Below are 12,348 nucleotides of genomic sequence, written 5' to 3' on the forward strand. Positions count from 1 at the left end.
TACTTTGGTAAAAATTTAAATAAGACGAAAGATTAATGACTAGAAAGAAAAAAATCTACAAAAAAAAGGGTAAAGTAATTAAAGATCTTACCCGAAACATATTCAAAATACTTAACGAGGACAGTAATAAATATTACAATTATAAGCAGATTGCTTCTAAATTGAAGGTTTCTGATACTGATGGTAAAAATCAGATTATAAAAAAATTAGCTGAATTAACAGCAAATAAGAAAATTAAAGAAGTTGATAGAGGTAAATATCAAATAAATGAAGACCGTAAATACCATGTTGGTACTTTAGATGCTACTTCTAATGGTAATGCTTACTTTATTTGTGATGATTTTGAACACGACATTTTTGTACCATCAGTAAACTTAGGTAAGGGCTTGCATAATGATACTGTAAAAGCCTATGTGTATAAAAAACGTAGAAGTAATAAACTTGAAGCTGATGTTGTAGAAATTATTGAGAGAGCAAAAACTGAATTTGTTGGTGTACTACAAATGAATAAAAATTTCGGGTTTGTTATACCAGACAGTACTAAAATGTATGCAGATATTTTTATTTCTCAAAGTAAACTAAATGGTGCAAAAGATGGAGATAAAGTCGTTGCTACAATGACTGATTGGCCAGAGAACTCTAAAAATCCGTTTGGAAAAATTACTCAAGTTTTAGGAAGACCAGGAGACCATGATACAGAAATCCATTCTATTTTATTAGAATATGGTTTACCGTATGAATTTCCTACTGAAGTAGAGAAAGAAGCATCTGAATTACCTATTGAAATAACTAAGGAGGAAATAGCTAAGCGTAGAGATATGCGTAGTGATTTAACCTTTACAATAGATCCAAAAGATGCTAAGGATTTTGACGATGCTTTATCATTTACAAAACTTGAAAATGGTAATTATGAAATAGGAATTCATATAGCCGATGTTTCTCATTATTTACAACCAAAAACTATTTTAGATGATGAAGCTTACGATCGTGCTACTTCAGTATATTTAGTTGACAGAGTAGTACCAATGCTTCCAGAAATGTTAAGTAATGGAGTTTGTTCATTACGACCAAATGAAGAAAAACTAACTTTTTCTGCAGTATTTGAAATGAATGAAAAAGCACAAGTTATTAACCAATGGTTTGGAAGAACAGTTACATATTCTGATAAACGTTTTGCATACGAAGAAGCACAAGCAATTATTGAAAATAAGAGTAATATTATTCCGGCAGATGTTTCTTTAACTGGTGAAGCATATGAAGTTGATGAAACTATTGTTGAAGCTACATTAAAACTTGATGAATTGGCTAAAAAGATGCGTAAAAAACGTATGAAATCTGGAGCTATTTCTTTTGATAGAGTTGAAGTAAAATTTAATTTAGATGAAAATGCTAATCCAACAGGTGTTTTCTTTAAAGAGGCTAAAGATGCTAATAAATTGATTGAAGAATTTATGTTATTAGCAAACAAAAAAGTAGCTGAATTTGTAGGACAATCAGCTGGAAGACCAAGTAAGAAAACATTTGTATATCGTGTACATGATGAACCAGATGTAGAAAAATTAGCTTCATTACAGAACATTGTTAGTAAATTTGGATATAAAATTAATACAGAAACACGACAAAAAACATCAGACAGTTTAAATAAATTATTATCAGATGTTCATGGTAAAGGAGAAGCTAATATGGTAGAAACCTTAGCTATTCGTTCAATGAGTAAAGCTGAATATACTACACAAAACATAGGACACTATGGATTGGCATTTGATTATTACAGCCATTTTACATCACCAATTCGTCGTTATCCTGATGTAATGACGCATCGTTTATTACAACACTATTTAGATGGCGGAAACTCTCCTAAAGCAGAAATTTATGAAGAAAAGTGTAAACACTCTTCTAAAATGGAAGAATTAGCTTCAAAAGCAGAAAGAGATTCTATTAAATACATGCAAGTTAAATACATGCAAGATCATAAAGATCAAGAATTTGAAGGTGTAGTCTCAGGTGTAACAGAATGGGGAATTTATGTTGAAATAAAATCTAATAAATGTGAAGGTATGGTTAGAATCAAGGATATTAAGGATGATTATTATATCTTTGACGAAAAACAATATGCTGTGATTGGACAATCAACCAAGAATATGATTCAACTAGGTGATGAAGTAGTAGTAAAAGTAAAACACACCGATTTGGAACGTAAACACCTTGATTTCAATTTGATTTCACACTAATTTGTATAGTTTTAAACAATAAAAATTAAGATTTGACTTTATAGTATTGGTATAATTATTGGTTATACTCAATTAACTAATGGAATTTATTATGAAGAAGTTAGCAATATTAAGTTTGTTTTTGATGACCGTTTTAGCATCAGCTCAAACAACCATAACTAAAAATTTAGGAGACTTTTCAATTGTAAAAGTGTATAACGGTATAGATTTAAAACTGGTAAAATCAGACGCTTCTAAAATTATAGTTACTGGTGAAAAAACAGATAAAGTTAAAATTAAGTTGGATGGAACTACTTTAAAAATATTATTAAGATTTCCTGAAACTACTGCTGATGGTAAAGTAAAAGCAACATTATATTACAATAAAACTTTATCAATTATTGATGCAAATGAAGGAGCAACAATTACAGGTAAAGATATTAATCAACAAAAAGTTGAAATTAGAGCTCAAGAAGGAGCTTTTATTAATCTTGTAGTTAATGTTAAGCATTTGGAGGTAAAAAGCTCTTCAGGAGCTGTTATTAGGCTTTCTGGTACAACTAAGAATCAAAATGTAAATGCTGATTTAGGAGGAATGTATCACGGATACAAATTATCAGTAGAAGATATGACTACTGTAAAAGCAGGATCTGGTTCTAAAGTTGAAGTACAATCAGGTGAAACATTAGATGCAAAAGTATCGTTTGGAGGTTCAATTTTTTACAAAGGAAAACCAGAAGTATTTAGAGATAAAAAAGTAATTGGTGGAGTAATTGAACACCGAAGTTAATTTCGTATCTTTGTAGCGCAAAATTTAATAAAAATGAATTTACTTACTATATTTTTAGGAATGATTGGACCATGGCAAATAGCTATTGTCGTTGCATTAGTTTTATTATTATTCGGAGGTAGAAAAATTCCTGAATTAATGAGAGGTTTAGGTACTGGTATCAAAGAATTTAAAGATGCTACTAAGGATGAAGAGAATACTGATAAAGATAAAGTAGAAGATAAAAAATAAGATAATTATCTTATTAAAAATAAAAAGAAAACCGAAACATTTACTGTTTCGGTTTTTTTATTGTTTGTTATAGTTTAATAGCGGTTCCAGAAGCAGTAACCATTAGCATGCCACCATTGGCACCTACGGTTTCATAATCTAAATCTATTCCTACGACTGCATTTGCTCCTATTCTTTGAGCTCTTTCAGTCATTTCTTTTAAAGCTATTTCTTTAGCTTCTTTTAGTACTTTTTCGTACGATTCAGACCTACCTCCCACTATATCTCTAATACCTGCAAAAAAGTCCTTAAAAATGTTTGCACCTATAATTGTTTCACCAGTAACAATACCTAAATATTCTTTGGCAGGTTTATTTTCTAATGAAGGTGTAGTTGATAATATCATAATTACTCTTTGTCTTTATTTTCTTGTGCTTTTTTCATAGCCTCCCCTATCTGATTACTTGCAGTAAAACTAGCTACCATATCATTTAGCATATTACTTCCTGCTTGAGGCGAATTAGGTAATAAAATTAAGTTACTATTAGTTTCTTCACCAATTGACTGTAATGTATCGTAGTGTTGTGTAACAACAATTAAAGCTGATGCTTCTTGACTATTAATACCCACTTTATTTAATACTTCAACAGATTCTTCTAAACCACGAGCAATTTCTCTACGTTGATCTGCAATACCTTGTCCTTGTAAACGTTTACTCTCAGCCTCTGCTTTAGCTTTTTCAACAATTAAAATACGTTGTGCATCCCCTTCAAATTGAGCTGCAATTTTTTCACGTTCAGAAGCATTAATACGGTTCATTGCTGCTTTTACTTGAGCATCTGGATCAATATCAGTTACTAAGGTTTTTATAATATCATAACCATAGTCTGCCATTGCATCATTCAATTCAGCTTTTACAGCGATAGCAATATCATCTTTTTTAACAAACACATCATCTAACTTCATTTTAGGTACTTCAGCACGTACTACATCAAATACATAAGATGTAATTTGATCATGAGGATAATCTAACTTATAAAATGCGTCATATACCTTTTCACGAATTACTTTGTATTGTACAGAAACTTTTAATTTCACAAATACATCATCTAATGTTTTTGTTTCTACAATTACATCTAACTGTTGAATCTTTAAGCTTAGTTTACCTGCTATTCTATCAACAATAGGAATTTTTAATTGTAAACCAGAGTGACGAATGCTTTGAAAGCGACCAAAACGTTCAACAATTGCAGCAGTTTGTTGCTTAACAATAAAGAATAATGATAAGAATACCAGAAAACCGATAACAATTACCGGATACATGTAAATTGACATAGTTTTTAATTTTTTAAATGTTAGTAATTTTTTTTGATAAAGATACTACTTATTAATAGTAGATATTTATAAGACGAATTTTATTTGAATTGTTACAATTCTTTTTTAAAATTTATATTTGTAAAAAATCAATTATATGGAACTTATACAACAAAGCATAACAGAAATTTTACTTTTACTTTTTTTAATCGTTACTTTTTTACAATCGGGAATAGATAAGGTAACAGATTGGAAAGGAAATTTATCTTTTATTAGAGGACACTTTAAAGATTCTCCTTTAAAAAATTCGGTACCCTTTTTACTTGCTATAATTTTAGTGATGGAATTATTAGCTGGTGCATTAATGTTTGTTGGAATTTTTCATTTATCAACAACAGGTAATCATAATATTGCTTTAATAGGTGCTGAGTTATCAGCAGTAACATTAATCTTTTTATTAATTGGTCAACGATTAGCAAAGGATTATGCTGGAGCAATGACACTAGCAGTTTACTTTATAATTGCAATTTTAGCAGTTTATTTATTAAATAGATAAAAACTATTTTTATTTTAAAATAAAATAAAAATTACTTATAAAAAAACCTCTTAAAAAGTGCTTTTTAAGAGGTTTTTTAATTTTAGTAAGGTGTTTGTATATTATAATGTATAAAACTAGTTAAAATAACTTTAAATTGAGTTTTAGCTGTTTTTTAAGATATAAATTAAAGAAGAATACTCACCCGAACCATTTGCTTTAATATTTGATTTTAATCCTGTTAAAAAAGCTTGTAATGGTCTTGATTTTTTTGTCTTATATTTTTCTGATAATAAAGAGACGTAAAAAGAATCAAATTTCATTGGAAGTGTTTTTTCTACTTTCATTCCAACCAAAGAAAATATTTTTGAAATCGCTGTTCTTGAAAAATGCCACAAGTGTCTTGGAACATCATAAGCTGCCCAAAACTCTTTGTAGTGTTTTGCATCAAAACTTTTATGATTAGGAACAGCAATAATTAAAACTCCTTTTGGTTTTAAAAGTGATTTTAATTCCTGTATGTATTCTATTAAATTAGGAATATGTTCTAAGACATGCCAAAGAGTGATAACATCAAATTGTTTGTTTTCTATTTTTAAAAGGTCATCTAAAAGATTTATGTTTTTATTTTTAGCAAAATTTCTTGCTTTCTCAGAAGGTTCAACACCTGTAATTTCCCAGCCACCATTTTCACACACTTTTAAAAAATCACCAGTACCAGCACCAACATCTAAAATCAATTTATTTTCTGTGTTAAAAGAGTTGATTAATTTTAGTTTCTTTTTTAAAGTGTAGTTTTTTACAAACTGATATGTTTTATCAAAAAGAGATGTTTTACTATCCGTATGTGAAATATAATCTTCACTAGCATAGTATTTTTCTAAGTTATTAGGTACAGGTGAAGTTACTAACATATCGTATTCTTCATTCTTCATTACCTCATAACTCTCTTTAGACACTGTATGATCAATACAGTTTAAAAAAGGTTTTAAGTTCTTATAGAACTCTTTTTCTGTAATCAAATTAATAAGTTGTGTTGAGTGTTCCTTGTGGAACATTGGTTTTTGGTTAAACAATTATACATAAAAAAATAAAACGTTCCACATGGAACATTTTATTTTTTGTAATTCTAAATTAGTATTTATCTACCCATGTAAACAAGTAAGACGGATATATCACTAGGAGATACTCCACTTATCCTACTTGCTTGTGAAATTGAAGTAGGTTGTATTTTTGATAGTTTTTCTCTAGCTTCATACGATAAAGATTTTACTTTGCTATAATCAAATGTAGAAGGAATAGGTACATTTTCTAATCTATTTAATTTATCAGCATTGTTCTTTTCTTTCTCTATATAACCAGAGTATTTTAAATGGATTTCAACTTGCTCTATAATTTCATTATCAATTTCGTTTTCCTGAATATAATTTTCAAGCTTATCAATTGATCTAAAATCAGAAAACGTTAATTGAGGTCTAGCAGCAATTTTATACAATTTCATAGATTGATTAATTGTTGCTAAATTTTTACTTTCTAAAATAGGATTAACATCTTCCTTAGTAATACTTAAATTCGTAATGAAGTCTATTAAGTTTTGAGTTTTATTTTTCTTCTCTTCTACCCTATCCATTCTTTCTTGTGAAGCTAAACCTAACTTATAAGCTTTTTCCGTTAAGCGTAAATCTGCATTATCTTGTCGTAAAAGAGTTCTATACTCAGCACGTGAAGTAAACATACGATATGGTTCTTCAGTACCTTTTGTTATTAAATCATCAATTAAAACACCTATATAAGCTTCACTTCTTTTTAGAATAAATGGTTCTTTATTTTGAGTTTTTAATGCTGCATTTACACCTGCCATTAAACCTTGAGCAGCTGCTTCTTCATAACCTGTTGTACCGTTAATTTGGCCAGCAAAAAATAAGTTTTCAATTAACTTAGTTTCTAAATTATGCTTTAATTGTGTAGGTGGAAAATAATCGTACTCAATTGCATAACCATATCTAAAGAATTTTACGTTTTCAAATCCAGGAATAGAACGAATGGCTTTATCTTGAATATCTTCTGGAAGCGAAGTAGAGAATCCGTTAACATAAATTTCAACGGTATTCCATCCTTCTGGTTCAACAAAAATTTGATGACGTTCTTTCTCTGCAAAACGATTAATTTTATCTTCTACAGATGGACAATAACGAGGTCCTGTAGATTTAATTCTACCATTAAACATTGGTGAACGTTCAAAACCTTCACGAAGCAAATTATGTACTTCAGGATTAGTGTAAGTAAGGTAACAAGAGCGTTGTTTTGTTAATGGTTTTGTTACGGGTAAATAAGAGAATTTTTCTGGAGCATCGTCACCAGGTTGTTCTGTCATTTTACTATAATCTAAAGAACGTCCATCAACACGAGGAGGTGTTCCTGTTTTCATTCTACCAGCTTCAAAACCTTTTTCTACTAAATCTTCAGTAATACCTGTTGAAGCTCCTTCTCCTGCTCTACCACCACCAAACGTTTTTTCACCTATATGAATTAATCCGTTTAAAAAAGTACCAGCAGTTACAATTACTGTCTTTGCTTTAATTTCTAAACCCAAAGCAGTTTTTACTCCTATGATTTTATCGCCATTAAATAATAATCCGTTAACAGAATCTTGATAAAAATCTAAGTTATCAGTTTGCTCTAGCATGGTTCTCCAGCACTCTGCAAATTGCATTCTGTCTGATTGAGCTCTGGGGCTCCACATAGCAGGTCCTTTGGATTTATTTAGCATTTTAAATTGAATAGCAGTCTTGTCAGTTACAATACCACTGTAACCACCAAGTGCATCAATTTCGCGAACTATTTGCCCTTTTGCAATTCCACCCATAGCAGGATTACAACTCATTTGAGCAATGTTTTGTAAGTTCATTGTAATTAACAAAGTGTGTGCTCCCATGTTTGCACTTGCTGCAGCTGCTTCGCTACCAGCATGCCCACCTCCTACTACAATTACATCGTATGTTGTATTAAATAAACTCATTTTTTATAATCAGTTCCACGTGGAACTCTTTTATTTTTTATCTAAAATTTCTAAATATTCATTTTCTTTAGAGCGCATAATTTGCTTCTCTTCATCAGTCTTATCCTTGTATTTCATATAATGTAAAATACCATGAATTATTACTCGGTGTAATTCATTTTCAAAAGAAGTATTAAACTCCTTGGCATTGTCCTCTACTCTTTCTACTGAAATAAAAATATCACCTCCAACTAACTTACCTAAAGTGTAATCAAAACTTATAATATCAGTTAATGTATCGTGTTGTAAAAACTCTATATTTATTTTATGTAAATAAGCGTCATCACAAAAAATATAGTTGATTTCTCCTAATTCAAAACCTTCTCTTTCGATACATTCTTGTATCCATTTAGAAGTGTTTTCTTCATTGTTTAATTGAAACTCGGTTTCGTAATTAAATGCGATCATTTCTTTATATCAAATACTATTGTTATTATTTAAAAACTTAATTAAAAAGCAATAGTATTTTGTATAATCTAAAGGCTTTTTAATACGTTATTTTCTATCCTTAGGAAGGCTAAAGTACTCTTGCACCTTCTTTTTGTAATTTTGGCGCAAAGGTAGTGATTGTCTGTTTAATATCTCAGTTTGGTTATAAAACAACTTTTTAAACTTCAATTCTTTAGTTGTATTGTTATCAAACTCTTGTAAATTGGTGTTTGATTTACGTTGTTTATCTCTGTTTTGCTCAAAAGTAGCTTTATCTAATTTAAGTAATTCGTAGTTTAACTGCTGCATTCTATTAAGGCTCTCTTGAGTAAAACCTTTTTCTAAAATTTCATTCTCTAACTCCTCCATCTTTTTTAAAGCTTTTTTAGCTTCTTTATTCCCAGTATTTCCTTCGTTAATAGCATTTTTTAACTGTTCTCTAAGTTGTGATTGTTCTTTGTAAATTTGATACAATTCACCATCTAAATCATCACTTTGTTCACCATTTTGTCCTTCTTTTTCACCTTTATTTTTACCATCTTTTCCATCCTTTGGTTTTCCTTGATTTTTCTTTTGCATGCCTTGTTTCATCTTTTCCATTAATTCACTTTGCTTTTGAATGATGTCTGGCAAGCTAAACGATTTACCTTTCCCCTTTCCTTTTCCATTTCCAGGTTTAGGGTTTTGCATAGCGTCTAAAGTATTACTCAACATATCAGCTAATGTATTTGCTGAAGTCATTACATACTGTTGATTAGATATTCCATTTTGGAAATAATTATCTGCAAAATTTTCTAAAGATTGATCTAAGTTATAATGAGCTTGTGCTAAGTGATCTTGAATTTTTGAAGATATACTAGGAACTCGCATTGAAAGTACAAATAAGCTATCATCAATATGTTCAAAATAGGTTTTAAGTTGGTGTTGCTTTTGAAGGTTTTTACCAAAGTTTGGATGCGATGAATTTGAGGAAGAAAATTCATTCATTAAAGCTTCCTGATCAAATGAAAATGTGATAAGGTTTTCTAATATTTGACGTAAACTTTCCATGTTTTCTTCTTCCATTTCAGCACTCATAGATTGCATTGATTGTTGCATCTTCTGACTCATTTGCTGCATTTTTTTAGCAGCCTTTTTTTGATTTTTCTTTGTTTCAGAAGCGTTATTCTTATCTAAATTTTCTTCAGCTTTATTGAGCTCTTCTTGAGTTTGTTTTTCTAAATCTTCCATAGAAGGCATTTCCATTGGGTGTTTTAAACCTTGATTATCTTTTTCTAAATCATCTAACTCTTTCTTTGCTTTTTGAAACTCTTCATTAATTTGTTGCTGTTCTTCTTTACTAGATTCTTTGTTGCTTAACTCTTCTTGTTTTTTTGATAAATCATCGAGTTTGTTTGCTAATTGATTCATCTTTTGTTCTACATAAAAGCGTTTAGTCATTTCTAAAATACGTTCCAAACTACGTTCTTGTTGTTTGTTTTGTTCAGCTAGTTCTTTTGTCTTTTTAATTAAATCTTCTTTTTTAAGCTTATCAGCTAGTTGGTGTAATTCATCTAATAATTTTTGTTGCTTTTCTAACTTTTTAAGTTCTTCAATACGCTTTTTAAGGTTTTCTTTTTTCTGCTCAAGAGTTTCATTCTCCTCTTTCTTTTCAGAAAAATTCTCTTGTAATTTTTGTGTTTGACGTTGCATCATTTGCTTGTATTGCTCCTGACGCTTTATTAAATTCTGAATTTTCTTTTGATCGTTCCAGTTAATATTCTTTTTGTTTTGTAAATCAAACTGAATTTTCTCTAAATCTTTCTTACTTTTTTGTTGTTGATCTAGTGAGTTAGTTATGTTTTCTATGTAGTTTTTTTGCTCCTGTAATAGTTCTTCTTCTATTTCATCTTCTGTTTTTTGTCGATAGCTAAATTTTCTACTCATGGCTTTTTTACTACCATTTACAACATCATTATCATATACTTGAAAGTACATTTCATAGTCTATTCCTTCTTTTAAATCTAAACTTCCAGGAAATTGAAAATAAAAGGTTTGAATAGTCTCTTTGTTTATTTTAATTATTTGATTATCAATGTTTTGATTATTTTTTTTATCGTAATAAACCAATTCTAACCTTTTAAAACCATAATCATCAGCAATTTGACCCACAAATTGCGCATTTCCACGAGAAATACTATCAATATTAGAATTTACAGTAATTGTTGGATGTTCATCCTTAGTAACATTTATAGAAAACTGTAGCTGTTCGTAATCTGTTAGATTTTTGTTAGATGTTGTAATTTGATAATTAGTATTGTCCAGCACACGTTTAGAAAACTCAAATTCGTTGTTTTCTTTTTGTTTAAAAATTGTTCTTTTTTCTTTTTCTATAAAGGTAACTGTATCGGTTTCAGAAGTTTTAATATCCCATTTTATAATTGTTCCTTGTGGAACATTTAAGTTTCCGGTGTTGTTAATTGTTTCAGAAGCTTTTCCTATATATGACGGATAAGTTAAGCTTAATGAAATATTTTGAATTGATGGAGTTTTAATAATCGTTATAGTATACTCATTAGATTCAATCCCGTTTGCACTTGCATAAAATAAGATAGGATTTTGAACTTCAGAAAATGTGTAAGAAAACAAACCATTTCCTTCATTTTCCATAAAATATTGTTGACCATTAAAATGAATTTTGGTTTCTTGTGGTATGACCTCCCCTTCTGTTAGTATATATACAGTTATATCTCTTCCTTTAATAACACGTAAATCTTTTGCGGTTAAATTAAAATAAAAAGGAGATGGAGGATTATAAGCTACCGAATGATTTACTACACGATTAAAACTTTGTGAGAGCTTGGTAGACGTTCCTGTAAGTAAAGAAACTCCCCAAATAAGAACAGGAATTAAAACATATTTTATATACTTTTTATTTCCTTTAAAATCGATTGCTTTGTTAAAAGAAACAGGCTGTAACTCTTTCGATTTTTGCTCAATACTAGCAGCTAATAAATCAGACTGCTGATTGTTTTGTTGTAACTGTAAAACATTTAATAATTTGTCTTTTACCTCAGGAAAGTGATTCCCGATGATTTTAGAAGCCTCTTCAAAAGAAATTCCTTTTTGTAAACCCGCAATTTTAAAAATAGGAAAACAAATAAAACGGAAAAATAAGAACATCTCTACCACAATAAATAACCAAAATAAGATAGTCCTAGCGGTTGGTTTTAACCATAAAAAATATTCAATAAATAGTGTAAATAGCAAATAAATCAATCCTAACGAAACAAATAAAATGCTTCCTTTTATCAATTCATTAGTGTAAAACTTCTTACTAAACTGCTCTAGTTTCTGTTGTATTTTATTAAAATCTCCCATATCTAAGTATAAAAATACATGTTTTATGAGGAAATCTTAGTTAAAGATTTATTTAAACACTGATATTTCATTAATAAACTACTTTAAATACGTTATTTGAAGAAAAAATAAGGATTTACCATACCTTTTATAAGGTAAAAAAGACGATGAATATTTAAAGTTGAATTAAATTGCTAGTACTAATTTTAAAAACTTTAAAGATGTTACAAAACATTTCAAATTTAGGTATTGTACTAAATAAAGTAGCTCAAAAAAACATAAACGGAGGTTTCTTTTCAGGAAATAATGAATGTGATATTACAGGATGTTACGAAAGATATCCAGGAGGAAGTGGATACGTTGGCCGTGGCGAAGGAAATCCATGTGCTTTTGACACGCCTTATGGTACAAGTTGCTCAGGAATTATACAAGATGGTCTGTGTTGTATAAGCTAAGATCCAGA

At 29.4% G+C, this 12,348-nt stretch carries 11 protein-coding genes; 5 read left to right on the forward strand and 6 right to left on the reverse strand.

Translation table 11 applies throughout. The features are described from left to right. The first annotated feature begins 35 nt into the window (after positions 1-35). The 3 genes from rnr (at position 36) to ACKTTR_RS00015 (ending at position 3,231) form a co-directional block, all read left to right on the forward strand. A complete protein-coding gene (rnr, locus tag ACKTTR_RS00005) occupies positions 36-2,231 on the forward strand; it encodes a ribonuclease R (RefSeq protein WP_408025928.1) in 2,196 nt (731 codons plus the stop codon). 91 nt (positions 2,232-2,322) lie between these two features. Next, positions 2,323-3,000 (forward strand): head GIN domain-containing protein, encoded by a 678-nt coding sequence (locus ACKTTR_RS00010; RefSeq protein ID WP_408025929.1) that lies wholly within the window; start codon positions 2,323-2,325, stop codon positions 2,998-3,000. 33 nt (positions 3,001-3,033) lie between these two features. Beyond that, positions 3,034-3,231 (forward strand): Sec-independent protein translocase subunit TatA/TatB, encoded by a 198-nt coding sequence (locus tag ACKTTR_RS00015; RefSeq protein WP_408025930.1) that lies wholly within the window; start codon positions 3,034-3,036, stop codon positions 3,229-3,231. A 67-nt stretch (positions 3,232-3,298) separates the two neighbouring features. Here the strand turns inward: ACKTTR_RS00015 and ACKTTR_RS00020 are convergent, their stop codons facing one another. Next, on the reverse strand, positions 3,299-3,616 hold the full coding sequence (locus ACKTTR_RS00020) for a heavy metal-binding domain-containing protein (protein WP_408025931.1): 318 nt from the start codon (positions 3,614-3,616) through the stop codon (positions 3,299-3,301). A gap of 2 nt (positions 3,617-3,618) precedes the next feature. Then, positions 3,619-4,545: an SPFH domain-containing protein gene (locus ACKTTR_RS00025; RefSeq protein ID WP_408025932.1), complete on the reverse strand. Its 927-nt coding sequence runs from the start codon at positions 4,543-4,545 to the stop codon at positions 3,619-3,621. Between the two features lie 136 nt (positions 4,546-4,681). Between ACKTTR_RS00025 and ACKTTR_RS00030 the strand changes: the two genes are divergently transcribed. Further along, entirely contained in the window at positions 4,682-5,080 is a 399-nt protein-coding gene (locus ACKTTR_RS00030; protein WP_408025933.1) for a DoxX family protein, read from the forward strand. 143 nt (positions 5,081-5,223) lie between these two features. Here the strand turns inward: ACKTTR_RS00030 and ACKTTR_RS00035 are convergent, their stop codons facing one another. The 4 genes from ACKTTR_RS00035 to ACKTTR_RS00050 form a co-directional block, all read right to left on the reverse strand. Beyond that, a complete protein-coding gene (locus ACKTTR_RS00035; RefSeq protein ID WP_408025934.1) occupies positions 5,224-6,117 on the reverse strand; it encodes a class I SAM-dependent methyltransferase in 894 nt (297 codons plus the stop codon). An 83-nt stretch (positions 6,118-6,200) separates the two neighbouring features. After that, positions 6,201-8,078, reverse strand: coding sequence for a tRNA uridine-5-carboxymethylaminomethyl(34) synthesis enzyme MnmG (gene mnmG / locus ACKTTR_RS00040; RefSeq protein ID WP_408025935.1), 1,878 nt, complete (start codon positions 8,076-8,078; stop codon positions 6,201-6,203). A 30-nt stretch (positions 8,079-8,108) separates the two neighbouring features. Beyond that, positions 8,109-8,525, reverse strand: a complete 417-nt coding sequence (gene ybeY / locus ACKTTR_RS00045) for an rRNA maturation RNase YbeY (protein WP_408025936.1) — start codon at positions 8,523-8,525, stop codon at positions 8,109-8,111. Positions 8,526-8,612: 87 nt separating this feature from the next. Next, the gene (locus ACKTTR_RS00050) at positions 8,613-11,906 is read right to left on the reverse strand and encodes a DUF4175 family protein (protein ID WP_408025937.1); all 3,294 of its coding nucleotides are present in this window, start codon (positions 11,904-11,906) and stop codon (positions 8,613-8,615) included. 200 nt (positions 11,907-12,106) lie between these two features. On the opposite strand from ACKTTR_RS00050, the gene ACKTTR_RS00055 reads away from it, so the two are divergent. Then, positions 12,107-12,340, forward strand: coding sequence for a hypothetical protein (locus tag ACKTTR_RS00055; RefSeq protein ID WP_408025938.1), 234 nt, complete (start codon positions 12,107-12,109; stop codon positions 12,338-12,340). Positions 12,341-12,348 lie beyond the last annotated feature (8 nt).

It is taken from the genome of Tenacibaculum litoreum (genome assembly GCF_964513915.1).
Lineage (GTDB): Bacteria > Bacteroidota > Bacteroidia > Flavobacteriales > Flavobacteriaceae > Polaribacter > Polaribacter litoreum.